Here is a 23267-nt window from a genome sequence, read left to right as displayed (position 1 = left end):
ATCGTCATCTTTATCCAAAGGAGGCACCATCATGTCCAGCAAACTTTCCCCGGGCGCCCGTTTTCGTAAAGCCCTGAACGACAACAAGCCCCTGCAGATTGTTGGCACCATCAACGCCTACGCGGCCATGATGGCCGAGCGGGTAGGGCACCAGGCTATTTACCTGTCTGGTGGTGGTGTTGCAAACGCCTCCTACGGCCTGCCAGATCTGGGCATGACCAGCCTGAACGACGTAGTAGAAGACGTGCGCCGCATCACCGCCGCCACGGATATTCCGCTGCTGGTAGACATAGACACCGGTTGGGGTGGCGCATTCAACATTGCCCGCACCATTCAGCAAATGGAAAAAGCCGGTGCAGCCGCCGTTCACCTTGAAGACCAGGTTGCCCAGAAACGTTGCGGTCATCGCCCGAACAAAGAAATTGTCTCCAAAGAAGAAATGGTAGACCGCATCAAAGCGGCTGTTGACGCTCGCGCCGACAAAGACTTCTTCATTATGGCCCGTACCGATTCGTTCCAAAAAGAAGGCCTGGACGCCGCTATTGATCGCGCAAAAGCTTATATAGAAGCCGGTGCCGACGGCATCTTCGCTGAAGCCGTAAACGAGCTGGAACACTACAAAGCCTTCTCTGCAGCCTTGGGCGATGTGCCGCTGCTGGCCAACATCACCGAATTTGGCGCTACGCCGCTGTACAACCGCAAAGAGCTGGGTGATGCCGGTGCCAGCATGGTGCTTTACCCGCTGAGCGCCTTCCGCGCCATGAACAAAGCCGCCGTAACGGTTTACCAGAACATTCTGGAGAAGGGCGACCAGAAAGATGTCGTCGATCTGATGCAAACCCGTATGGAGCTTTATGATTACCTGAACTACCACGATTTCGAACAGAAGCTTGACCAGCTCTTCCAGCAGACCAAAGGCTGAGATAGGGGACGGTATAGGGGACAGACCTAAGGTCTGTCCCCGGTGTCAAACAACCAAGTAGGGGACGGATTTCAAATCCGTCCCCGACCTGACAATAGGGGACAGACCTAAGGTCTGTCCCCGGTTTTAAGGAAAAGCACCCATGGCTGAAGCAAAAAAATTAAGTGGCGCAGGACTGCGTGGACAAGTGGCCGGTGAAACCGCACTCTGCACCGTCGGCCTAACCGGAACCGGCCTCACTTATTGCGGCTACGACATTAGCGACCTGGCAGACAACGCCCAGTTCGAAGAAGTGGCCTACCTGCTGCTGCAAGGCAAACTGCCAAACCAGCAGGAACTGGACGCCTACAAAGCCAAGCTGAAAAGCCTGCGCACTTTGCCCGACGCACTGAAAACCGTGCTTGAAAGCATCCCGAAAGATGCTCACCCGATGGACGTGATGCGCACCGGCTGCTCCATGCTGGGCAACCTGGAAACCGAGGAACACTTCAGCGAGCAAGACGACAAAATCGACCGTCTGCTGGCCGCGTTTCCGGGCATCATCAACTACTGGTACAGCTTTGTTCATAAAGGCGTGCGCATCGATACCAACAGCAGTTCCGATTCCATCGGCGGCCACTTCCTGGAACTGCTGCACGGCAAAAAGCCGAGCGAGCTGCACGAACGGGTGATGAACGTTTCCCTGATTCTGTACGCCGAGCACGAATTCAACGCGTCTACCTTCGCTGCCCGCGTTTGTGCTTCAACCTTGTCTGACATCCACAGCTGCGTAACCGGCGCTATCGGAACCCTGCGTGGCCCGCTACACGGCGGCGCAAACGAAGCAGCAATGGAACTGATCCAGAAATTCAAGACCCCGGAAGAAGCCGAAGAAGGCCTGATGGGCATGCTACAGCGCAAAGAAAAAATCATGGGCTTCGGCCACGCGGTTTACAGTATTTCCGACCCTCGCAACGTAATCATCAAAAAATGGGCCGAAAAACTGTCGAAAGAAGTGAGCGATACCGTGCTTTACCCGGTATCTGTGCGCTGTGAAGAAGTGATGTGGCGCGAGAAGAAACTGTTCTGCAACGCCGACTTCTTCCACGCCTCTACTTACCACTTCATGGGCATTCCTACTGGACTGTTCACGCCTATTTTTGTGATGTCACGGGTGTCCGGCTGGACTGCGCACGTTAAAGAGCAGCGCGCCAACAACCGCATCATCCGCCCAAGCGCTGAATACACCGGCCCTGATTACGCTGAATGGCTGCCGATCGAAAAGCGCTAACGCCCAGACCGGGGACGGATTGCCGACGGGGACGGATTTGAAATCCGTCCCCCATTGCCCAACCTCGACCGGGGACGGACTTCATATCTGTCCCCCATTACCCAACCTCGACCGGGGACAGATTTCAAATCTGTCCCCTATTACCGCCAAAGCAGGGACAGAATTAAATTCTGTCCCTGACCACATTGCCCAACGCCAGAGCGGGGACGGATTTCAAATCCGTCCCCTATTGCGTAGAGAGCCAAAAATATGAATACCCACTACCGCAAAAACCTACCAGGCACCGACCTGGACTATTTCGACACTCGCCAGGCAATCGAAGACATACAGCCTGGCGCCTACGCCAAACTGCCGTACACCTCCCGCGTTTTAGCTGAGCAACTGATTCGCCGTGGCGAACCCGACATGCTCACCGAATCACTAAAGCAGTTTATCGAACGCAAGCAAGACCTGGACTTCCCCTGGTACCCGGCCCGCGTGGTCACCCACGACATCCTGGGTACCACCGCTCTGGTTGACCTGGCGGGTCTGCGCGATGCCATCGCTAAAAAAGGCGGTGAGCCATCAAAAGTGAACCCGGTAGTACCCACACAGCTGATTGTGGACCATTCCCTGGCGGTAGAAGCCGCGGGTTTTGACCCAGACGCGTTCGAAAAGAACCGCAGCATTGAAGATCGCCGTAACGACGACCGTTTCCACTTTATCGAGTGGACCAAAACTGCCTTTAAGAATGTCGACGTGATTCCCGCCGGCAACGGCATCATGCACCAGATCAACCTGGAGAAAATGTCTCCGGTGATCCAGTCCCGTGACGGCGTCGCCTTCCCGGACACCTGCGTTGGCACCGACAGCCACACCCCGCACATCGACTGCCTGGGCGTTATCGCCATTGGCGTCGGCGGCTTGGAAGCAGAAACCGTCATGCTCGGCCGCCCGTCCATGATGCGCCTGCCGGATATCATCGGTGTGAAGCTCACTGGCAAACGCCAGCCGGGCATTACCGCGACCGACATCGTGCTGGCCATTACCGAGTTCCTGCGTAAAGAGCGCGTTGTATCCGCCTACCTGGAATTCTTTGGCGAAGGCGCCGAAAGCCTGACCATCGGCGACCGTGCTACCATATCCAACATGACCCCGGAATTCGGTGCCTCTGCCGGCATGTTCTACATCGACCAGCAAACCATCGATTATTTGAGGCTGACCGGTCGCGAGCCAGAACAGATCGCATTGGTAGAAACCTACGCCAAGCACACTGGCTTGTGGGCCGACGCGCTGGTCGAAGCGGAATACGAGCGGGTGCTGAAATTTGACTTGTCCACCGTTGTGCGCAACGTGGCTGGCCCGTCTAGCCCTCATCGCCGCGTAGCGACCAGCGATCTGCACGCCCAGGGCATTGCCGGTAATCTGGAAAGGGCCTTGGCGGAAGAAGCCGAAGGCAAAATGCCAGACGGCGCGGTGATCATCGCCGCGATTACCTCCTGCACCAACACCTCAAACCCCCGCAACGTGGTTGCTGCTGGCCTGATTGCGAAAAAAGCCAATGAGCTGGGCCTGGTGCGCAAGCCCTGGGTGAAATCTTCCTTTGCACCGGGCTCCAAAGTCGCCCGCCTGTACCTGGAAGAAGCCGGCCTACTTAAAGAAATGGAAAAGCTGGGCTTTGGTATCGTCGGCTACGCCTGCACCACCTGCAACGGCATGTCTGGCGCTCTGGATCCGAAAATCCAGAAAGAAATTATCGACCGCGATCTTTACTCCACCGCGGTACTGTCGGGTAACCGTAACTTCGATGGCCGAATTCACCCCTACGCCAAACAGGCGTTCCTGGCCTCGCCGCCTTTGGTTGTGGCTTACGCCATCGCCGGTACCGTGCGTTTTGACATCGAAAAAGACGTACTGGCCAAAGACAAAGACGGCAATCCGGTTACCCTGAAAGACATCTGGCCAAGCGATGAAGAAATCGACGCCATCGTAAAATCCAGCGTTAAGCCCGAACAGTTCAAACAGGTGTACATCCCGATGTTTGATCTGGGCGCGTTCGAAGAAGCCGAAAGCCCCCTTTACGACTGGCGCCCGAAGAGCACCTACATTCGCCGCCCGCCCTACTGGGAAGGCGCACTGGCAGCTGAGCGCACCATGAAAGGCATGCGCCCACTGGCGATTCTGCCGGATAACATCACTACCGATCACCTGTCGCCGTCTAACGCCATCATGATGGACAGTGCTGCTGGTGAATACCTGCACAAAATGGGCCTGCCAGAGGAAGACTTCAACTCCTACGCAACCCATCGCGGCGACCATCTGACCGCCCAGCGTGCCACCTTTGCCAACCCGAAACTGATGAACGAAATGGTTCGTGACGACAAGGGCGACATTATTCAGGGCTCTATGGCCCGTGTGGAGCCGGAAGGCAAAAACCTGCGCATGTGGGAAGCCATTGAAACCTACATGGAACGCAAGCAGCCGCTGATCATCGTGGCCGGCGCCGACTATGGCCAAGGTTCCTCCCGCGACTGGGCTGCCAAAGGCGTGCGATTAGCGGGCGTAGAAGCCATCGCCGCCGAAGGCTTTGAACGTATCCACCGTACCAACCTGGTCGGAATGGGCGTACTGCCACTGGAATTCAAGCCGGGCACCACCCGCCTGACTCTGAAGCTAGACGGCACAGAAACCTACGACGTAGAAGGCGATATGAGCCCGCGGTCCACCATGACTTTGGTTATTCACCGTACCAACGGCGAAACCCTGAACGTGTCTGTTACTTGCCGCCTGGATACCGCAGACGAAGTGTCTGTGTACGAAGCTGGCGGCGTGCTGCAGCGCTTCGCTCAGGATTTCCTAGAGGCAGAAGGGGCGGTCGTATGAGCGGTCTTATGAGCCAGGCACCACAAGTAAAAATTCCCGCGACCTATATGCGCGGCGGCACCAGCAAAGGCGTGTTCTTCCGTTTGGAAGACCTGCCCGAGCGCGCACAAACCCCGGGCCCGGCCCGGGATAACCTGCTGCTGCGGGTGATCGGCAGCCCCGATCCCTACGTTAAGCAGACCGACGGTATGGGTGGCGCCACCTCTAGCACCAGCAAAACCGTTATCCTGTGCAAAAGCACCCAGCCAGACCACGATGTGGATTATCTGTTCGGCCAGGTCAGCATAGACAAACCCTTTGTGGACTGGAGCGGCAACTGCGGCAACCTCACCGCAGCAGTCGGCGCCTTTGCCATTAGCAGCGGTTATGTGGACAAAGAGCGCATACCAGACAACGGCGCGGTGACAGAAATAGTCACCGTCCGCATCTGGCAGGCTAACATACGCAAAACCATTATAGCCAAAGTACCGGTCACCAACGGCGAAGTGCAGGAAACCGGTGATTTCGAGCTGGATGGCGTGACCTTTCCAGCGGCCGAAGTACAAGTGGAATTCATGGATCCGGCCGACGGCGAAGGCGCCATGTTCCCCACCGGCAACCTGGTGGACGACCTGGACGTACCAGGCGTTGGAACTCTGAAAGCAACCATGATCAACGCCGGTATTCCCACGGTTTTTATTAATGCAGACGCGGTGGGCTACAACGGCACCGAACTGCAGGATGCGATTAATGGCAACCCCGAAGCGCTGGCGATGTTTGAAACCATTCGCGCCTGCGGTGCGGTGAAAATGGGGCTAATTCAGAACATCGAAGAAGCTGCCGCGCGCCAGCACACACCAAAAGTAGCGTTTGTTGCGCCGCCTGCGGACTACAGCGCTTCAAGCGGTAAAGCGATTACAATCAACGACATAGACCTGGTTGTTAGAGCCTTGTCTATGGGCAAACTGCACCATGCCATGATGGGTACAGCGGCCGTCGCTATAGCAACGGCAGCCGCTATTCCCGGAACGCTGGTAAACCTGGCGGCTGGCGGCAGTGACCGTACCTCGGTCACCTTTGGCCATCCGTCTGGCACCTTGCAGGTGGGCGCAGAAGCCAAAGAAGTAAACGGCCAGTGGACAGCCAAAAAGGCCATCATGAGCCGCAGCGCGCGCATTTTGATGGAAGGTTGGGTACGCATACCCGGCGATAGCTTTTAACGCTGCAGCGACTTTTATTGACTCAGGGTTGCCCCAGGGGCGACCTCATGTTGTCGAATAATTTTACAGGTCAGCCCCAGCCAAGCATCACCTGTAAAGGGTCATCATATCTAACTCGCTGACCATAAAACGAAAAACGGTTAGCGAGAACTTAAGGCATCATTATTGCTTGTTTTTCTGAAGCGATCTTGGGATACGTACAATTCAGATACTGGCAGTAATTGTAGATCCCGTTCTTAAAAAGGGAGTGATGCCATGAAATCGTTATTCAGGCGGGTGAGTGCAACCGCTGTTGCGACAGTGTTCAGTGCAGTTGGGTTTGGTGCGTCTGCCGCAACTGTACCTGTAGATTTGGCCAGTTGGACGGCGCTAACAGTCGATTATACAGGCGGTCAGCCAGCAGGTAACTGGGTTCGGTCTGCAGACAACACATCTGTTGTGCAGACAGTCAATGCCGATCCGTCGTTCTTTCTGAACAATCTTAACCAAACGCAATACACAATACAGGGAAGCTGGCAAGTCAACACAACCTCCGATGATGACTTCATGGGGTTTGTATTTGGCTACCAGAACTCCAGCAATTTTTACATGTTTGATTGGAAAAAGGGCGCTCAAAGCTATTCAGGAGCGAGCGCGAATGAGGGAATGACGGTCAAGAAATACGAGGGTGCCACGGGAAATGCCCTCAATGACCTTTCCCTTGGCCAGTTCTGGGAGAACACAACAGATACCTCAGACATGACGATCCTTGCCCAGAATCATGGGTCCGACAAGGGATGGCTCAGTTCGACGGCCTATAACTTCTTTCTTGACTTCAATAACACGGCAAACAGCTTCAATATTATCGTCAAACAGGGCTTGACCGAGCTCTGGAATACTACGATTGTTGACTCAACGTTCACGTCGGGCCAGTTCGGGTTTTACAACTACTCGCAGTCGGCTGTCTCATATGCGGGGTTCGAGCAGGAAGGCGGGGTGATTGTCATTCCGGTTCCGGAGCCGGGCACGTTAGCCCTGCTGTCGCTCGGCCTGGCGGGTCTGGCCTCCCGGCGCCGTTTCAGGCAGCAACCGAATAAGTAAATAGTGACCGGCTCCTTTCGGTGTTTGGGCGTTAAGTTTGCTAGGCTGTAGGCAGCAGATATCCAAATTGAAGGAGCCGGTATTATGTCCGCAACATTCGATCTCAACGAACGCCCAGATTACGACGACATCCTGCAAACCATCGCCGACTACGTCCTCAACCACCAAATTAAAAGTGACGAGGCGTGGACCACTGCCCGCCATTGCTTGATGGACACCCTGGGCTGCGGCCTGCTGGCCTTAAAATTTCCGGAATGCACCAAGCATTTAGGCCCGTTGGTAGAAGGCACCATCGTACCCAACGGCGCGCGCGTACCCGGCACATCGTTCCGTATGGACCCAGTCAAAGCCGCGTGGGACATTGGCTGCATTATTCGCTGGCTGGATTACAACGACACCTGGCTGGCGGCTGAATGGGGCCATCCGTCGGACAACCTGGGCGGCATACTGGCAGTAGCCGACCACCTATCGCAAAAGCGCGTGGCCGAAGGCAAATCCCCGATCGCCATGAAAGCCGTGCTGGAAGCCATGATCATGGCCCACGAAATCCAGGGCGTACTGGCGCTGGAAAACTCCTTCAACAGGGTAGGGCTAGACCACGTTCTGCTGGTCAAAGTGGCGTCTACCGCTGTGGTGGCTCGGCTGATGGGCGCCAACCGCGACCAGTTGCTGTCAGCGCTGTCACACGCCTGGGTAGACGGCCAATCCCTCCGCACCTACCGCCATGCCCCCAATGCCGGTTCCCGTAAATCCTGGGCTGCTGGCGACGCCACCTCCAGGGCCGTTCGCCTTGCGGATATCGCCATGCGCGGCGAAATGGGCATACCTGGCGCACTCACAGCGCCCCAGTGGGGCTTTAACGACGTGCTGTTCAGCAAAACCAACAAAGACCAGAAAATCAAACCTGCGGACAAGTGTCAGCTTTCTTTACCACAGGCATTTGGCTCCTACGTGATGGAAAACATCCTGTTCAAAGTGTCTTTCCCTGCAGAATTCCACGCCCAAACCGCCGCGGAAGCCGCCGTTACACTTCACCCGCAAGTGAAAGACCGCCTGCAAGATATCGATAAAATAGTACTGATCACCCACGAATCCGCTATTCGCATTATTTCTAAAGTGGGCAGCCTCGCCAACGCCGCAGACCGCGACCACTGCCTGCAATACATGACAGCCGTGCCCCTGATATTTGGCGACCTCACAGCCGAGCACTACGAAGACAGCTTTCACAGTGCCCACCCAATGATTGATCAGCTGCGAGGCAAAATGGAAGTGGTCGAAAACGAAGCTTACACAGCGGATTATCTGGACCCAAGCAAGCGCTCCATTGCCAACGCAGTGCAGATTTTCTTCAAAGACGGTTCAAGCACAGAAAACGTGGTCGTCGAGTATCCAATAGGCCATCGTCGCCGTCGCGAAGCCGCGATTCCGCTGCTTAAACAGAAGTTCCAGCAAAACCTCGCAACCCGCTTCCCCGCAGGCCAATGCCAGCGAATCTCCCAGGCGTTACAAAGCCAGGCAGAGCTGGAATGCATGGCGGTTCATGAATTTACAGGCTTGTTTGTGATTTGAAATACTCAATCAATATCTACGCTGGCACACCAGGATGCCAATAGGCACACACTCTGATAGACTCTTTTTATGAAGCCATTTAGCTGGAATGCGGACAAAAATCAGCAGTTGATGAGCGAGAGGGGCGTTTCCTTTGAGGACGCCTTGTTTGCTCTTCAGTCGGATGGTTTGCTTGATGATGGGCCTCATCCCAACAGGGAGAAGTATCCGAATCAGCGAGTTTTCGTGGTTCGGATTGATGATTACGCCTGGCTGGTACCCTACGTTGAGAATGACTATGAGTTTTTTCTCAAAACGATTATTCCCAGCCGCAAGGCCACCAAGAAATTTTTGAGGGGGTAGTATGGCCAACACCAAATTGGATTTAGAAGAGCAAGAGCTCCTGGAGGCGTATGACTCTGGGGAATTTGAATCAGACTTGAGTGCGGATCGTCGGGAGTATGTGGCCAAGGCAGCGGAAGAAACATTCAAGAAAGACAAGCGGATCAATATCCGAATTTCAAGTCGAGACCTGGAAGCACTTCAGCGTCGGGCGCTTGAGGAGGGGCTTCCCTATCAGTCTCTGGTGTCCAGTGTCCTGCACAAGTATGTCTCTGGCGGCCTCAAAGACATCTCTGCTAACAAGTCAGGGAACTCTGCATAAAGTGAATTGACAGTGACAATCATCTACTTTTCCAATTCGGCGACAGGCCACCGGCGTTGAGAGACACAGATTGCATTCGCATCATTTCAGCAAGGAAGGCCGAGAAGCGCGAAAGAAAGATATATGAGAAGTTCCGCCATGCGTGATCACTACGACTTTTCTGACTCCAAGCCCAATCCCTATGCCTCGAAACTCAAGAAGCAGGTAACAATCCGGCTTGATGAAGATACGATAGATTATTTCAAGCAAATGTCTGAGCGCCAGGGAATCCCCTATCGCTACCAAACGGACCGAACGTGCTTGTACGCCCGGATTCTCTCGTCAGTGGTGAATGGCTGCGAGTTCAGACAGCCTAAAATTTTGAGGGGGCGTATGGCCAAAACCAAATTCGATTTAGAAGAGTAAGAGCTCCTGAAAGCGTATGAGTCTGGAGAATTTAAATCAGACTTGAGTGCTGATCGCCGGGAATATGTGGCCAAAAGTGCGCCGCTGGGCTAAAGCCGGCGCGGAAGACGTTGAGATTATTGACTGCCATTAGGAGTCGGATATGGACTTCTGAAGGAAGTTGATGTGGGTTGGTCTCTCGTGCATAACCATATCTATCCATGGACGTCAGTTGATACGTGGCAGTTGGTCAGATGCTCAGCTAAACTTTTGTTTTATGGACCTATAGACTAGAGCTTTTTGCGAGACTGAGCGGCGAGCCACAATATAACAACTATAGCGGCCGATCCCGGACCGCCGACTGTGAAACAAGGAGAAAGCGATGCAATCGGCAGACGCATTCAAGGCGGCTCGTCAGCAACTGCTGGACCTGCGCGAAGACTATGACCGCGCCTACGAGACCTTCAAATGGCCCGAGCTGAACGAGTTCAATTGGGCGCTCGACTGGTTCGATGATTACGCCAGAGACAATGAGAAGATCGCGCTCTGGCTGGTGGATGCCGACGGCAGCGAGTACCGCTACAGCTTCGAACAGATGCGACAGAACTCCAACCAGGTAGCGAATTTTCTGCGCGACCAAGGGCTCAGGCGGGGCGATACCCTGCTGATCATGCTCGATAATGTCATTGAACTCTGGGAAACCATGCTGGCCGCGATCAAGCTGGGTGCCCTCGTTATTCCAGCCAGCACGTTGCTATCGAAGATGGATCTCGGCGACCGGCTTGGGCGTGGTGCTGTCACTCATGTGCTCACCACCAATGAGCATGTTCCCAAATTTGAAGGCGTGGCAGAGGGGCTGACCCGCATCGTCGCAGGTGAGCCTTGCGAGCAGTGGATTAATTACGAAGATGCCTATGACTACGAGAAGACTTTCGAGCCGGAGGGCGTAACCCTCGCCACCGATCCGATGCTGTTGTATTTCACGTCGGGCACCACCTCCCTGCCGAAGCTTGTGCTGCATACGCATCAAAGCTACCCGGTCGGTTCGCTGTCGACCATGTACTGGCTCGGTTTGCAGCCCGATGATATCCATTTCAATATCAGTTCGCCCGGCTGGGCCAAGCATGCCTGGTCCAACCTGTTCGCGCCCTGGGATGCCGGTTGCACGGTGTTCATCTACCGCCAGCCGCGCTTCGACGCGCCCGCCACGCTAAAAGTGATTGCCGACAAGGGCGTAACCTCCCTGTGCGCGCCGCCCACGGTATGGCGCATGCTTATCCAAGAGGACCTGGCGGCTTATGATGTGAAGCTCAAGAGCCTGGTCGGCGCGGGCGAACCGCTTAATCCGGAAGTGATCTCACGCGTAGAAAAAATCTGGGGCCTCACAATCCGCGACGGCTACGGCCAGACTGAAACCACGGCACAGATCGGCAATCCGCCGGCACAGAAAATGAAGTCCGGCTCGATGGGCCGGCCCTTGCCTGGCTACAAGATCACATTGCTCGATCCGCTCGATAAGGAAGTCACCGAAGGCGAGATCGCCATCGATGTGCGTAATCAGCGTCCGCTCGGACTGATGCAGGAATACCGCGACGATCCCGAACGCATGGCCAAGGCGCTGCACGACGGTTTTTACCGCACTGGCGACGTGGCCAGTCGCGACGACGATGGCTATTACTGGTACGTCGGCCGCGCGGACGACGTGTTCAAGAGCTCGGATTACCGCGTTAGCCCATTTGAGTTGGAATCTATTCTCATCGAGCACGAATCCGTGGCCGAGGCCGCAGTTGTGCCGGCACCCGATGAAATGCGACTGAGCGTACCCAAGGCCTATATCGTGCTACGCCGCGACTACGAGCCTGGCCCGGAGGCGGCAAAGGCCCTGTTTGCTTTCATTCGCGAGCGCATGGCGCCGTACATGCGGATTCGACAGATAGAATTTGCCGAGTTGCCCAAAACCATCTCCGGCAAGATTCGTCGTGTTGAACTACGTACCCACGCTGCCAGCAGCGAACAGGGCGAGTATGCCTATACCGAAACAGATTTTCCCGAGTTGAAGGACTGACAAAAAAGAACAGAATCAATCAGCTCTCTGACTAAGCTCCAAACAAGAATACGTCCAGTACCCACGCCAATAAGGCTGCCATTTTCTTGTATAGGGTATCAAAGGATAGCAAAGCCAGCCGGGATGCGATGGAGTCACAACACAATCCCGACGTGGCAGAGATTATCCGCAGTGCGGCGCCTTTTTGTGAAATTCGGCCCCTTGGTGAGTTTGAAGATCCGGAATGGAAGGCATTGCCACACCGAAACCCGATATAAACGTTATCAATGACCGCCTGAAAGCGGCAAAAGAACACGCAGAGGGAGGTGGAAAATGACCACAGTTGAAGAAGAAAGCACCAACGTCTATGCGGACCTGGGCTTTACTAATGCAGATGAAATGCTGGTAAAAGCGCAACTGGCAGCACAAATTCGCAACATTATTAGCGCCAATCAATGGACACAGACAGATGCCTGTAAGATTCTGGATCTGAGCCAGCCAAAGCTTTCCAATCTGCTGAATGGCAAGTTTCGCGGCATCAGTGAAACAAAAATGCTGGACTGTCTCACCCGCCTGGGCCGAGACGTACAAATCGTCATCAGCGCTGATCGTCATACAGCAAAACCAGGGCGTGTATCTGTAGTTGCAGCCTAACACCACGCCTGGATTCTTTCGTCAGCGGTGAATGGTTGCGGGTTCAGATAGCCTATGACACCGAAATTGCGGAAGAAGCCCTTGAGGATCAGTTGAATAACATTCGGCCCGGGCACGTTCTCGAACTGTTTTGTGTTATGGGTGACGACCACCAATTTTTTTGAGTTTTACTCGCAATTGCCGGGTTCTTCGCGGCTTGTCATAAAGTCCTCGGAAACCACTTCGCCGCCAAACCAGCTAGCCCATGTCTCTCCGGCGGGCGTTACAATGCGGGCACGCCCGATGATCACAATGTCCACTTGTTTGACGTCATTAGGGTAGGCTACCGGCTTTGGCAGCCGTAGCGTCTGGCTTTTGTTACTTTTGAAAATGCTTGCACGTTCCATTTGTTGCCTGCCTCGCGATGTATATCCCAACTTAAGTAGTGAGCAGGGAAACGTCAATGGCGTATCTGTGAAATCCGGGGCATACGCAAGTATCACCAAACGGACCGAACGTGCTTGTACGCTCGGATTCTCTCGTCAGCGGTCACCAGCGGCACATTAAAATGCCGGGCCAGCGCGACAATCATTCTGTCGGCTGGATCTTTATGGAAATCCCCAGGCAAACGTGTCGATTCGACACCTACGGCAGTGTCGACGGGCACGAACCTTACCCCATCAATGTCGCCAACAGTCTCAAGCCAGTCATCGAGGTTCATTCCCAGAGTCAGGCGATCCCGACTGACAAGTAATGCGATCTCCCAAGCAGAGATCGCTGAAACCAGGATGACTCCGTCTTCACATTGCTGCTCGTGGTCAATGGCTGCTTTTGCGTTGAGTGAAAGCTGGTTGTCACCGTTTACCCACCAAATCAAAGTGTGCGTATCAACAACAATCAAGCCAGCGCCTCCCAGTCTTCCTCACCCACTGACGCCGTTGGATCGCGAAACTCCACAACGCTTCCGCGCAGACGCTCAAGAGGCGAACGCTGATCGCTGCGATAGCGTCGGATCTCGATCGTTGGCCGGCCGCGATCCGTTATTACAACAGGCTCACCAGACGCTTCTACCTTGCGAAAATATTCAAGGGCTCGGGCCTTGAATTCGGATTTTGTTACATGCCCTTGGTTCATTTTTACACCACCTTCACCGTGAGTAGTCATTGCCGATGGTCATTACTATATAGCAGGACAGTGACCAACACAAACAGTCACACCGATTCTAGTTATGACCGAGTGGAAGTAGCATTCTTGTAGGTAGTACTGGCAAGATAACTACGTCGTAAGTACAATGTAGTTATGATCCATTTTAGCTTTCAATGGGACGCTACAAAATGAGAGGTTCCGCCATGCGTGATCACTACGACTTTTCTGACTCCAAGCCCAATCCCTATGCCTCTAAACTTAAGAAGCAGGTAACAATCCGGCTTGATGAGGATACGGTAGCTTATTTCAAGCAAATGTCTGAGCGCCAGGGAATTCCCTATCAGAGCCTGATCAACTTGTACCTTAGAGACTGCGCAGCTTCGCACAGGGATCTCAAGATGCATTGGCAATAATAGTAAATGTTACCAAATGGACTGAATACGCGCGTACGCCCGGATTCTCTCGTCAGCGGTGAATGGCTGCGTGTTCAGGTAGCCTAAAATTTTGAGAGGGGTAGACTTCGGGATCGCTTAGCTGGCTACTCCTTTCCACGAAGTTATTGCCCCTGCTTTTGTGATGTAGTAACTTAACTACAAAATGACGCATTAGAGGTGCAACCATGACCATCACCACCTTAACAAGCCGCGAGTTCAATCAAGGAGCGAGCGAGGCAAAGCGGGCTGCAAATAATGGACCGGTGTTCATCACAGACCGGGGCCGCCCAGCGCATGTTCTTATGAGTATCGAGCTCTATCAGAGCATTACAGGCAGTCACAAGAAGATTGCCGACTTGCTGGCAATGCCTGGCATTGCTGATGTTGATTTTGAGATTCCGCGCTCGCGTGATCTTGCACGGCCTGCGGATTTTTCCTGATGTTTCTTCTTGATACCAATGTAGCTTCTGAATTGCGAAAAATTCGCCTTGGCCGAGCTGATAAAAATGTAGCGCGGTGGGCTGATAGTGTGGATGCCGTAGACCTTTACTTGTCGGCCATCACCGTTCAAGAGCTGGAAATGGGCGTGTTGTTGGTCGAGCGGCGCGATCCACCACAAGGCGCTATCTTCCGGTCTTGGTTCGAGAGCCATGTGTTGCCTGCCTTCGCCGGCCGCATCCTGCCAGTTGACGCAGCCGTTGCGCAGCGTTGCGCGGCGCTCCATGTGCCCGACCCACGCCCAGCAATGGATAGCCTGATTGCAGCAACCGCACTTGTTCACGGCATGACCTTAGTAACGCGAAACGTGATTGATTTCCAGTCATCCGGCGTGACAATCATCAACCCGTGGGAAATCTAATGATCGACAAAAAATTCGATGAATCTACCGCTTTCTGGTGAACGTCGAGGTCAGCATTCGAATTAGTAAGCAGGTCCGGATGTGCTTCCGCTGAACCAACTACTTCTTCCAGAAGGGCGTAAGTGACTTCACATTGTCAGCGGGTTCTTTTTTTGGGGAGGTCCCTTCTGACGACATCTGCGCCAAACGCTCATCAATGCTCTCAAGAGCACTGGCAATACGTTGCAGGGTTTTTGCCATATCACCGAAGCCTTCCGGTGCTTGTGACATGCCCAGAGTCGGCACGGGGTCTGCTTTGTGGCTTGCAGTCTCCGGAGTTTTCACCTTGGGCACGTCGTCTTCGCCCAGCAAATCCTTGCGGATGTTCTTTAAATCGTGGGGGTCTATAAACGGCCTGTCTTCGGCGTAGGCGCACATCATCATGCCGTCGCACAGCTTGTTAATCAGCCGCGGAATGCCACGGGCCAGCTCGTGAATTTCCTGAACAGTGTCTTTATCAAACAGCTTGTTACCACCGTGACCAGACACCAGCAAACGGTAATCAATGTACTCGGCCGTTTCCTTTGGCGTTAGCCCTTCGAGATGGAAAAACAACTTCACCCGTTGCGACAGCTGGGGAATAGAGGTCACCGCCTTTTTAAGTTCAGGCTGTCCCAGCAAAATCACCCGCATGGAAGGCCCGCCCATACTTTCCATACCGGCCAGCATGCGCACGTCTTCCAGATTTTCCCGGGTCAGATTTTGGGCCTCATCAATGGTCAGCACCACCGGTGTGCCTTCGGCAGCCATCTTTTCCAGATATTCTGTAATCTGAAACAGCATGCCCACCTTGCTGTCGTCTTCGGCCTTTAATCCCGCTTTGCGCAGAATCAGGCTGAACAGGTCTTTGGATTCCAGGTTGGTGTAGGCCACGTTCAACAGCTTTAAATCCGCATTCATATTGCGGATGGTTTTTTTCAGCAGTGTGGTTTTACCAGAGCCAATTTCCCCGCTGATCACCACAAAGCCTTCTGAACTCCAGATAGCCGACGACATGTACACATAAGCCCGCGAGTGCTGCTGGCTCATATAAATAAAGTCGTCTTCCGGGGTAATCCGGAACGGGTGTCTGTGCAGGCCGAAAAAATCTAAATACATGGGCAGTTCCTGTCTGGGTCAGGTAAGCCCGACCATCTGTTGCGTGGTCAGCCGTGTGCTGAACTCAGTGCTCTCGGGCTTATACGCATCGTAGCTTTGCGACACTGTACCAAAGCGGAAGTCTTGCATCAGCCTTTGTAGGCGGTGCTCGCACTTATCCAGGTTGGTGTAATGGCGGAAGCGGGAAAACCAGCTGGCGTTGTTATAGCGCGGCTGGTCTGGGTCTATCTCCCAGGGGTGCAGGTAAAACATCTGCGGCCGGCTGCCACCGCCAGAGGCGTTATTGAACAAATAGCGGAAAACAGGGTAGGGGAACTGGCGAAAATAGCCCCCGCCCGCAGCCGGTATAGACAGCCCTCCGATTTTGGCCGTCGTCAGTGGGAATTCCCGCAGCAAATGGCCTTTTTCCGTTTCGATGGTATAGGGCGCACGGGGCGAGCCCGGAATGCCGTAATTATCATGGCGCACCGGGAAAATACTGGAATCCCAGGTAAATCCGCATTCCGCCAGAATATCCAGCGCCCACAAAGATTTGTGGGTAATCGAATAGCTGGCAGCGCGATAACCGCTCACTTCAGCCCCAATAATATCTTCCAGCAGGACTTTTGAACGCTGGGTTTCCTCGCGAAACACCTCTGGCGTCTGGTTGTAAATCAGCTGGTGGCTGTAGCCGTGGGACGCTACTTCGTGACCCCCAGCGGCAATTTTGCGCACTAACTGCGGGTATTTCTCGGCCACCCAACCCAGCACAAAGAAGGTGGATTTCACGTCATTACGTTCGAACAGTGCCAACAGGCGCTCGGTATTTTGCTCTACACGGCTGGGCAGGCTGCCCCACTGGTCCGGGCGAATCACCTTTGCCAAAGCGGCCACGTGAAAGTAGTCTTCCACATCAATACTCATGGCGTGTAGGGTTTCCGCATCGTTTTTTATGTCGCCGGATGCGGCAGTAGGTGCGTTGGATTCACTATTATGCCGGTCTGACATGGGCACGGGCATCCTTATTGCAAGTAATTTTTTAATTCTCACCTACTGCAGGTTCAAAAACAATCGCCTTACCCGTAATATCTTCTCCACAGTTATAAAGCAGTAAATGCTTGTTACACAGAGATACAAATGGCTTAAAATTGACCAGATCACAGCGTCGATTTTTCGATTAAACAGTTGGCAGGCGGCAAGGAAGTTTGGTGTGTCCTATATTCGTTTTCGGAAACAGTTTCTGCACATTCCGTATCTGTTGCTTGGCGTGTTGGAATTCTGCCTGCTGTTTTTTGTATACCGCCTGCTCGCGTCTGGCGTTCATCTGGTCATTTCTCTACCGCCTGAACTGGCGTCTGGCACCTTAGCCGCGCTGGTTTTCTCGCTTATGCTCAGCGCCGGCACTCTGTCTATGGGCGGCTACTCATCCCTTGCCAATGAAAACACAGCGTCCCTGTTTTTCCGTACCCTGGTGGCTTACTGCTTCGTAGGCGGCCTGGGGCTCACCATTATCTATTTGTTTGTGCCAGCGCTAGACCCGGGCAGTTCCGCGCTATTTTACGCCGTTGCTCTTTCCTCGTTAATTGTCATTCTGTGCCGGCTGGTCTTTTTAAGAGTGGTAGATTCAGAACAACTGGTGCGCCGGGTAGTCGTGTTTGGCGCAGGCCCGTTTGCCGCTAACTTAATGCAAGAGTACGAACAGAACATGCGCGCCATGGGCGTTCGCATCATCGGCTGCATTGCAGACAGCCCGGACCAGGCCGCAGTGAAAAAAGATCAGTTACTGCCAGCCCCCGTCAACTTCCATGAGTTTTGCCGCCACAACAAAGTGTCTGAAATTGTGATCGCCCCACAAGAACGGCGCCAGGCCCAGGGTGGCTTCCTGCCAATGGCGGGCTTAATGGAGTGCAAACTGCGCGGCATCACCGTCACCAGCGGGGTGGATTTTTACGAGCGCGAGCTGAAAAAAGCCAAACTCGATATGGTGCATCCGTCCTGGATCCTGTTTTCCGACGGCTTTAGCGCCTCTCGTAGCCGTGCGTTTGCCAAGCGTTTTGTCGATCTTGCGCTCAGCCTCGCGTTGCTGGCCATCATGTCGCCTTTTATTATACTAACCGCTATTGCAGTATTCCTAGAGACTGGCCGCCCGGTGCTTTATAGTCAGCAAAGAATCGGCCTGCTGGGCAAAGAATTTCGCATCTATAAATTTCGCAGCATGCGCCAGGATGCAGAAAAAGACGGCAAGGCCCGCTGGGCTTCGGCGAACGACAATCGCATCACCCGTGTTGGTGGATTCATACGCAACACCCGGTTGGATGAGCTGCCGCAGATTTACAACGTGATCAAAGGCGAAATGAGTTTTGTCGGGCCGCGCCCGGAACGGCCGGAATTTGTCTCTGAATTAAAAGAGAAAATACCGCTTTACGACACACGGCATTACGTAAAGCCTGGCTTAATGGGCTGGGCCCAACTTAAATACCCTTACGGTGCCTCGGTAGAAGACGCCAAAGGCAAACTGGAATACGACCTTTATTACTCGAAAAATCACAGCCTGCTGATGGACATACTCATCATGATTCAAACAGTGGAAGTGGTGCTTCTGGGCAAAGGCGTGCGATAGCAGCAACGACAAAAAACAGGGATCTGGAGAAAATTATGGGCAGGTTTAAAGCGATTGCAGCAGTATGTACGGCATTGTTCACACTCGTGTTGGCGGGTTGCTCCGGCCTGCCATCTTCCGCACAAATGCCTCCGTCTTCCGAAATGGAAGTCGAAGCCTATGAAATCGGTGTGGGCGACACCATCGCAGTACACGTGTGGCGTAACCCGGAACTGAACCAAACCATCGTGGTTCGCCCGGACGGCTTTATCTCTATGCCCCTGATGGGCGATGTGAAAGCCGAAGGCAAACGCCCTGAAGAACTGGCCAGTGAAGTAGACACCGCCTTGGCTGAGTTCATCCGCACTCCCGAAGTGACGGTAATGGTCACCTCGCCGGCCAGCAAAGAATTCCGCAACCGCCTGCGCATTACCGGCCAGGTAGCCTCGCCACAGTCAGTCGCCTTTCAGCCAGGTATGACCGTGCTTGATTTGGTACTCATCGCCGGTGGCGTGACAGACTTTGCTGCCGACGGCCGGGCTGTTCTGCACCGCCAGGTAGACGGTGAATATAAAAGCTACGGCCTGGATCTGGCCGCCATCCTCACCGAAGGCGACATGAAAACCAACCACACCTTGCAGGCCGGTGACGTCATCAGCGTACCCCGTAAACAGTTGTTCCGAGGCGAGCTCTGATGGATCTACAGTTCATCATCGACACCCTGCGCGCGGTAAAGCTTGAGCTTTATCGCCACAGGTTGGCGGCGGCTGTTATCTTTATGTTGGTAACAGCCGGTGTTTTAACAATGGGGTACGTTACACCCAAAAGCTACACCTCCCACGCGGTGCTCTTTGCCGACCAGTCCAACATTCTTGGACCACTCCTGCGCGGCCAGGCTGAAGTCACCCAGCTTGACCGAATTAATGAAGCCCGCGAGATGATTCAGAGCCGCTCGTTTCTGGAGCAAGTCGCTCTGGACACCGGATTAATCACCGGCGGCGAAACGGATGCGGCCCGTAACGGCATCATCAGCGAATTACGCAACCAGATTCGGCTGAGGGTGTCTAACAGCAGTTTTCTGGATTTGACCTACACCAGCCGTAGTCCAGACACCTCATTTCAGGTGCTCAGCGCAGCGCTAAGCCGCTTTGTTGAGCGCTCCGTGCGCAAAAAACGCTCCGAAAGCCAGGGTGCGTTTGAATTTATCGACTCCCAGGTAAAAACCTACCAACGACAGCTGGAAGAAGCGGAGGAGCGGCTTAAAGTATTTAAAAGTGCCAACCAAGACGGCAACGAAAGCAGTGCCATGGCGCGCATCGAAAGCCTGCGCCGCGAAATTGAAAACCTGAAGCTGGAACTTCAGCAAAGCGAGGCCGAAGTTCGTTTAACCCGCGCCCAGCTGTCTGAAGAACAACCGGTACGCCGCATCACCGTAGACCCCGGCAAGTCCGCCGCGGAGCGCCGTTTATCCTCGATGCGGCTGGAATTAGATTCGCTGCTGCTGCGCTATCAGGATCGCCATCCAGACGTAATCAGCACCCAGGCACAGATTGCCGACCTGGAACGCCAGGTGTCTGGCCAGAGTGAGTCCTCCCGCGAAGGCGGGGTGACCGAAGTTATGGAAAACCCGGTCTACGAGAACCTGAAAATTCAGCTCTCGGAAGGCACCACTCGCTTAGCTGTGCAAACTAACCGCTTGGTGTCTCTTGAGCGGCTGTTAGAAGAAGCTTTTGACCGTTCTCAGCGCGTAGCTGAAAATCAGGCCCAATTCTCTGAGCTAACGCGTGATTACGACGTCACCCGCGGTGTGTACGAAGACATGCTGCAACGCAGGGAGCGCGCAAGACTATCGATGACCCTGGACGTACAGGGCGAGGGCGTAAGCTACAAAATTCAGGAACCGGCGACTTACCCCACCACCTGGGACGGCCTTCAGCTTTACCAAGTTGGTTTGGCCGGCCCGTTTTTGGGTAGCACCATGGTGTTAGGCCTTTTGGTTATGCTGGTAATGTTTGATCAGCGCCTGCGCTCGCCGCGAGCCCTGCAGCTGTCATTGCCTGCCGGCCTTCCGGTACTAACCAGCATCCCCCACTACCGCAGCACCTGGAAAGACCGCCTGTTACGCAAGGATGTCATGGCCATACTGTTTATTCTGGGCGTGTTCATGGCGGTATATCTGAGCGTATTGCTGTTTAGCGTAATGGGAGTCACCCCGGAACAGTTGATCAATAAAGCCCGCGAGTTAACCGGGTTCGGGGGCAGCTAATGGACGACAACAAACTTTACAACGCGTTGCTGAAAAATCAGAAAGAACGCCAAGGCCCGTCCCATTCAGAAGGCGAAGCACGCTCTGAAGACAACTTTCGCAAAGAACGGCCTTTTGCCGGCGTAGAAGCACCAAGGCGCCAGCTGGGTGCGGTACAAGGTGCCGATTCAGAGCGCCCGCCAACGGTTTATGACTCTGCCTTTTCGCTGGAACTGATCGGAAACCCCAATCCCTGGAGCCGGGAGCAGTTGCGGGAAAAGAAAATCATCTATCCAGGCATGCCAGACAAAGAAGTGATGGACGCCTACCGCGAACTGCGAATTCAGCTGCGTAGCCGCCACGGCGAGGGCAATTTTGCGGTTATGTTCAGTTCATTGGGGCAGGACAGCAGTTCCGTCGCCACCGCCTACAACCTGGCGGCGGCCTTTGCGTTGGACTCTCACACGTCAGCGTTGCTGGTAGATTGCGATCCGTACAACCACAGTCTGCAGAACCTGGTGTCGGCAACCCTGGGGGCCGGTGTGACCGACTTCGTCGCCGACCGTTCTTTGAAAATAGGAGACATACTGTACGCCAGCGGCGTTGCCCGTTTAAGCGTGATTCCGGCGGGTACCCAGGCGTCATCGGCCGTAGAGCTGTTTTCAGCCGTGCGCATGCGCGAGCTGATCGGCGAATTGAAAAATCGTTATCCGGACCGCTGCATCGTTATCAACGCTCCGGCGTTCCGGGACAACACCGAAGCACGCATACTCGAACGCTTTGCCGATCAAGTGGTCATGGGTGTGCCCTTTGGCGAAGTAACAGGCGACGAAATCGCAGAAGCGGTTAGTCTGTTAGAAGCGGACAAATTTGCCGGGCTGGTTTTTCAGGAGTAACACATGGAACGCAGAGCAGGGAAACGATTTGGCCGCTCGTCGGTGGCACTCATTGCGGCATGCGGTTTACCACTGCCACTAGCGGCACAGGTGGCCGATGGCAGCGCACTCCAATCCATTTCTGGTTCCGCTTCCGTCTTTACGGCAGCCACCCACACCCGAACCGATACTGCTGGCGGCACAGACACCCGCACGGAACCCAGTATTGGCCTGTCTGGACGGCTTGGTGGCACCTTGGCCAGCGGCGCAAACTCGCTAGCGCTGCAATACGGTGGCACCCTGGAAACCAGGCGCGACACCTCCGTTGGCGACCAAACAGACCGTAGCTCCATTTCAGGCGCGGCCCGCTACGCCTATTTCGATCCGGCTCAGCCTTTAGATTTTAACCTGGGTCACACAGTCAGTTCGGTGCGCAACAACACCGGTTTCGTGGTGAACCCCTCCAGTTATGACACCCGCAATACCTTAAGCGCCGGGGCCGGTTTGCGCTTTAATTCGGGCAGCCTGTCTACCTTGCGCCTGTTTAGCCAGGCAGGCCAAAGCTTTGGTGGCGGTGACTTGAGCGATGAAAACTCCTTAACGGCAGGCGCAGAGCTAACCCGAAGGCTCAGCGAACGCTCCAGTGCCAGCCTCAATGCCAACCGTAGCTGGTCTGACGGGAACAGCGTTGACCAAACAATCGACAGCGCCCAACTGGTGTACCGGCGCGAGCTGGAAAACGGCTCGTTCAGCATCGGTGGCGGTAAAAGTTGGGCAACAACCGAGTTTTCCGACAATAGCGAAAGCGACAGCGATGCATTAACCGGGTTCGTAGACCGCAGCTGGGTAGCCGACCAATACCGCACCTCGGTTCAGTACAACCGAAGGCTGTCAGACAGCACCACAGACCTGTCGCTGAATTTGCCGCCCGAATTTGATTTTTTACCGGAAACTGTCGAGCTGCGAGACCTAGTGGTTAGCGACTCGATACTCGTATCACACAGCACCGATCTATTGTGCAACGCCTGCACGCTCAGCCTGGCCGCAGAAGCCGCCTTGCTGAAATCCCAGAACACCGGCGACAAAACCCACGAGTACCGCTCCAGCGTCAGCTTGGGTGTGCAATTAACCGATCTGCAGCGCATCAGCTTTGGCTACAGCTGGCAGGGCGATGCGGAAGACCAGGCTGGTACCATTGTTGATCAGATACACCGGTTTGATACCCGCTGGTCACGGCAACTGGCAGAAAACACGGAATTCGCAGTGGCGTTTAACCAGGCCTACCTGCGCAGCGATCTGCCCAGCGACGACCGTGATCAATACGTTATCCGGTTAGAGCTAACCCACGGTTTTGCGTTAAGCGGTCAGCGCTAGGCGGCAGGCTTTA

Annotated in this window: 24 protein-coding genes and 1 pseudogene; 20 read left to right on the top strand and 5 right to left on the bottom strand. The window is 54.4% G+C overall.

All coding sequences use genetic code 11. The features are described 5' to 3' along the window. Positions 1-31: 31 nt before the first annotated feature. The 12 genes and pseudogenes from prpB to MELB17_RS15060 all read left to right on the top strand — a co-directional run bounded on the left by prpB (position 32) and on the right by MELB17_RS15060 (position 12627). Complete coding sequence (gene prpB / locus MELB17_RS15110) at positions 32-922, top strand: methylisocitrate lyase (RefSeq protein ID WP_007351162.1); 891 nt, start codon at positions 32-34, stop codon at positions 920-922. Positions 923-1064: 142 nt separating this feature from the next. Continuing rightward, positions 1065-2192 (top strand): 2-methylcitrate synthase, encoded by a 1128-nt coding sequence (prpC, locus tag MELB17_RS15105; RefSeq protein ID WP_007351161.1) that lies wholly within the window; start codon positions 1065-1067, stop codon positions 2190-2192. Between the two features lie 249 nt (positions 2193-2441). Continuing rightward, on the top strand, positions 2442-5054 hold the full coding sequence (gene acnD, locus MELB17_RS15100; RefSeq protein ID WP_007351160.1) for a Fe/S-dependent 2-methylisocitrate dehydratase AcnD: 2613 nt from the start codon (positions 2442-2444) through the stop codon (positions 5052-5054). Positions 5055-5062: 8 nt separating this feature from the next. Further along, the gene (prpF, locus tag MELB17_RS15095) at positions 5063-6253 is read left to right on the top strand and encodes a 2-methylaconitate cis-trans isomerase PrpF (RefSeq protein WP_007351159.1); all 1191 of its coding nucleotides are present in this window, start codon (positions 5063-5065) and stop codon (positions 6251-6253) included. Between the two features lie 255 nt (positions 6254-6508). Further along, positions 6509-7333, top strand: coding sequence for a PEP-CTERM sorting domain-containing protein (locus MELB17_RS15090; protein ID WP_007351158.1), 825 nt, complete (start codon positions 6509-6511; stop codon positions 7331-7333). A gap of 84 nt (positions 7334-7417) precedes the next feature. Beyond that, positions 7418-8902, top strand: a complete 1485-nt coding sequence (gene prpD, locus MELB17_RS15085) for a 2-methylcitrate dehydratase (RefSeq protein WP_007351157.1) — start codon at positions 7418-7420, stop codon at positions 8900-8902. 69 nt (positions 8903-8971) lie between these two features. Next, a complete protein-coding gene (locus tag MELB17_RS15080) occupies positions 8972-9244 on the top strand; it encodes a BrnT family toxin (protein ID WP_007351156.1) in 273 nt (90 codons plus the stop codon). 1 nt (position 9245) lies between these two features. Then, the gene (locus MELB17_RS15075; RefSeq protein WP_007351155.1) at positions 9246-9545 is read left to right on the top strand and encodes a CopG family antitoxin; all 300 of its coding nucleotides are present in this window, start codon (positions 9246-9248) and stop codon (positions 9543-9545) included. Positions 9546-9668: 123 nt separating this feature from the next. After that, positions 9669-9950, top strand: a complete 282-nt coding sequence (locus MELB17_RS25710; RefSeq protein ID WP_227498927.1) for a BrnA antitoxin family protein — start codon at positions 9669-9671, stop codon at positions 9948-9950. Between the two features lie 361 nt (positions 9951-10311). Continuing rightward, a complete protein-coding gene (locus MELB17_RS15065; RefSeq protein WP_007351153.1) occupies positions 10312-11994 on the top strand; it encodes an AMP-binding protein in 1683 nt (560 codons plus the stop codon). Positions 11995-12098: 104 nt separating this feature from the next. Continuing rightward, positions 12099-12251: pseudogene (locus MELB17_RS26185) on the top strand (antibiotic biosynthesis monooxygenase); the annotation flags it as partial. Positions 12252-12306: 55 nt separating this feature from the next. Beyond that, a complete protein-coding gene (locus MELB17_RS15060) occupies positions 12307-12627 on the top strand; it encodes a helix-turn-helix domain-containing protein (protein ID WP_007351150.1) in 321 nt (106 codons plus the stop codon). Positions 12628-12794: 167 nt separating this feature from the next. On the opposite strand, the gene vapB is transcribed toward MELB17_RS15060, so the two are convergent. The 3 genes from vapB to MELB17_RS15045 form a co-directional block, all read right to left on the bottom strand. Further along, positions 12795-13013, bottom strand: a complete 219-nt coding sequence (vapB, locus tag MELB17_RS15055; RefSeq protein ID WP_007351148.1) for a type II toxin-antitoxin system VapB family antitoxin — start codon at positions 13011-13013, stop codon at positions 12795-12797. Positions 13014-13105: 92 nt separating this feature from the next. Next, complete coding sequence (locus MELB17_RS15050) at positions 13106-13507, bottom strand: type II toxin-antitoxin system VapC family toxin (RefSeq protein ID WP_007351147.1); 402 nt, start codon at positions 13505-13507, stop codon at positions 13106-13108. After that, positions 13504-13740, bottom strand: coding sequence for a type II toxin-antitoxin system Phd/YefM family antitoxin (locus MELB17_RS15045; protein WP_007351146.1), 237 nt, complete (start codon positions 13738-13740; stop codon positions 13504-13506). Before MELB17_RS15045 ends, MELB17_RS15050 begins: the two co-directional genes overlap by 4 nt. 185 nt (positions 13741-13925) lie before the next feature. Here MELB17_RS15045 and MELB17_RS15040 point away from each other — a divergent pair, with 185 nt between their 5' ends. The 3 genes from MELB17_RS15040 (at position 13926) to MELB17_RS15030 (ending at position 15045) form a co-directional block, all read left to right on the top strand. Continuing rightward, positions 13926-14165, top strand: a complete 240-nt coding sequence (locus MELB17_RS15040; RefSeq protein ID WP_319795887.1) for a BrnA antitoxin family protein — start codon at positions 13926-13928, stop codon at positions 14163-14165. 206 nt (positions 14166-14371) lie between these two features. Beyond that, the gene (locus MELB17_RS15035) at positions 14372-14626 is read left to right on the top strand and encodes a type II toxin-antitoxin system Phd/YefM family antitoxin (protein WP_007351144.1); all 255 of its coding nucleotides are present in this window, start codon (positions 14372-14374) and stop codon (positions 14624-14626) included. Further along, positions 14626-15045, top strand: coding sequence for a type II toxin-antitoxin system VapC family toxin (locus MELB17_RS15030; protein WP_007351143.1), 420 nt, complete (start codon positions 14626-14628; stop codon positions 15043-15045). The genes MELB17_RS15035 and MELB17_RS15030 overlap by 1 nt, the downstream gene beginning before the upstream one ends. A gap of 99 nt (positions 15046-15144) precedes the next feature. Here MELB17_RS15030 and MELB17_RS15025 read toward each other — a convergent pair whose 3' ends face one another. Beyond that, a complete protein-coding gene (locus tag MELB17_RS15025; RefSeq protein ID WP_007351142.1) occupies positions 15145-16182 on the bottom strand; it encodes an ExeA family protein in 1038 nt (345 codons plus the stop codon). Positions 16183-16200: 18 nt separating this feature from the next. Further along, positions 16201-17169 carry an XrtA system polysaccharide deacetylase gene (locus MELB17_RS15020; RefSeq protein WP_007351141.1) on the bottom strand — a complete coding sequence of 323 codons (969 nt, stop codon included), beginning with the start codon at positions 17167-17169 and terminating at the stop codon, positions 16201-16203. A gap of 202 nt (positions 17170-17371) precedes the next feature. Here MELB17_RS15020 and MELB17_RS15015 point away from each other — a divergent pair, with 202 nt between their 5' ends. Genes MELB17_RS15015 through MELB17_RS14995 form a run of 5 tightly spaced genes read left to right on the top strand, consistent with a single transcriptional unit; the run spans position 17372 to position 23254 of the window. Continuing rightward, entirely contained in the window at positions 17372-18781 is a 1410-nt protein-coding gene (locus MELB17_RS15015) for a TIGR03013 family XrtA/PEP-CTERM system glycosyltransferase (protein WP_007351140.1), read from the top strand. A 35-nt stretch (positions 18782-18816) separates the two neighbouring features. After that, on the top strand, positions 18817-19455 hold the full coding sequence (locus MELB17_RS15010; protein WP_007351139.1) for an XrtA/PEP-CTERM system exopolysaccharide export protein: 639 nt from the start codon (positions 18817-18819) through the stop codon (positions 19453-19455). Beyond that, a complete protein-coding gene (locus MELB17_RS15005; RefSeq protein WP_007351138.1) occupies positions 19455-21026 on the top strand; it encodes an XrtA system polysaccharide chain length determinant in 1572 nt (523 codons plus the stop codon). The genes MELB17_RS15010 and MELB17_RS15005 overlap by 1 nt, the downstream gene beginning before the upstream one ends. Then, complete coding sequence (locus MELB17_RS15000) at positions 21026-21901, top strand: hypothetical protein (protein ID WP_007351137.1); 876 nt, start codon at positions 21026-21028, stop codon at positions 21899-21901. The genes MELB17_RS15005 and MELB17_RS15000 overlap by 1 nt, the downstream gene beginning before the upstream one ends. A gap of 3 nt (positions 21902-21904) precedes the next feature. After that, positions 21905-23254, top strand: a complete 1350-nt coding sequence (locus MELB17_RS14995; protein WP_007351136.1) for a hypothetical protein — start codon at positions 21905-21907, stop codon at positions 23252-23254. The last annotated feature ends 13 nt before the right edge of the window (positions 23255-23267 follow it).

The sequence above is a fragment of the Marinobacter sp. ELB17 genome (genome assembly GCF_000169375.1).
Classification (GTDB): domain Bacteria; phylum Pseudomonadota; class Gammaproteobacteria; order Pseudomonadales; family Oleiphilaceae; genus Marinobacter.
This window is presented reverse-complemented; position numbering and strand designations above follow the sequence as displayed.

Excerpts from the sequence above, each read along its gene's own strand:
- prpB (WP_007351162.1), top strand. The coding sequence starts at position 32 with ATGTCCAGCAAACTTTCCCCGGGCGCCCGTTTTCGTAAAGCCCTGAAC.
- prpC (WP_007351161.1), top strand. The coding sequence starts at position 1,065 with ATGGCTGAAGCAAAAAAATTAAGTGGCGCAGGACTGCGTGGACAAGTG.
- acnD (WP_007351160.1), top strand. The coding sequence starts at position 2,442 with ATGAATACCCACTACCGCAAAAACCTACCAGGCACCGACCTGGACTAT.
- prpF (WP_007351159.1), top strand. The coding sequence starts at position 5,063 with ATGAGCCAGGCACCACAAGTAAAAATTCCCGCGACCTATATGCGCGGC.
- MELB17_RS15090 (WP_007351158.1), top strand. The coding sequence starts at position 6,509 with ATGAAATCGTTATTCAGGCGGGTGAGTGCAACCGCTGTTGCGACAGTG.
- prpD (WP_007351157.1), top strand. The coding sequence starts at position 7,418 with ATGTCCGCAACATTCGATCTCAACGAACGCCCAGATTACGACGACATC.
- MELB17_RS15080 (WP_007351156.1), top strand. The coding sequence starts at position 8,972 with ATGAAGCCATTTAGCTGGAATGCGGACAAAAATCAGCAGTTGATGAGC.
- MELB17_RS15075 (WP_007351155.1), top strand. The coding sequence starts at position 9,246 with ATGGCCAACACCAAATTGGATTTAGAAGAGCAAGAGCTCCTGGAGGCG.
- MELB17_RS25710 (WP_227498927.1), top strand. The coding sequence starts at position 9,669 with ATGAGAAGTTCCGCCATGCGTGATCACTACGACTTTTCTGACTCCAAG.
- MELB17_RS15065 (WP_007351153.1), top strand. The coding sequence starts at position 10,312 with ATGCAATCGGCAGACGCATTCAAGGCGGCTCGTCAGCAACTGCTGGAC.
- MELB17_RS15060 (WP_007351150.1), top strand. The coding sequence starts at position 12,307 with ATGACCACAGTTGAAGAAGAAAGCACCAACGTCTATGCGGACCTGGGC.
- vapB (WP_007351148.1), bottom strand. The coding sequence starts at position 13,013 with ATGGAACGTGCAAGCATTTTCAAAAGTAACAAAAGCCAGACGCTACGG.
- MELB17_RS15045 (WP_007351146.1), bottom strand. The coding sequence starts at position 13,740 with ATGAACCAAGGGCATGTAACAAAATCCGAATTCAAGGCCCGAGCCCTT.
- MELB17_RS15040 (WP_319795887.1), top strand. The coding sequence starts at position 13,926 with ATGGGACGCTACAAAATGAGAGGTTCCGCCATGCGTGATCACTACGAC.
- MELB17_RS15035 (WP_007351144.1), top strand. The coding sequence starts at position 14,372 with ATGACCATCACCACCTTAACAAGCCGCGAGTTCAATCAAGGAGCGAGC.
- MELB17_RS15030 (WP_007351143.1), top strand. The coding sequence starts at position 14,626 with ATGTTTCTTCTTGATACCAATGTAGCTTCTGAATTGCGAAAAATTCGC.
- MELB17_RS15025 (WP_007351142.1), bottom strand. The coding sequence starts at position 16,182 with ATGTATTTAGATTTTTTCGGCCTGCACAGACACCCGTTCCGGATTACC.
- MELB17_RS15020 (WP_007351141.1), bottom strand. The coding sequence starts at position 17,169 with ATGTCAGACCGGCATAATAGTGAATCCAACGCACCTACTGCCGCATCC.
- MELB17_RS15010 (WP_007351139.1), top strand. The coding sequence starts at position 18,817 with ATGGGCAGGTTTAAAGCGATTGCAGCAGTATGTACGGCATTGTTCACA.
- MELB17_RS15005 (WP_007351138.1), top strand. The coding sequence starts at position 19,455 with ATGGATCTACAGTTCATCATCGACACCCTGCGCGCGGTAAAGCTTGAG.
- MELB17_RS15000 (WP_007351137.1), top strand. The coding sequence starts at position 21,026 with ATGGACGACAACAAACTTTACAACGCGTTGCTGAAAAATCAGAAAGAA.
- MELB17_RS14995 (WP_007351136.1), top strand. The coding sequence starts at position 21,905 with ATGGAACGCAGAGCAGGGAAACGATTTGGCCGCTCGTCGGTGGCACTC.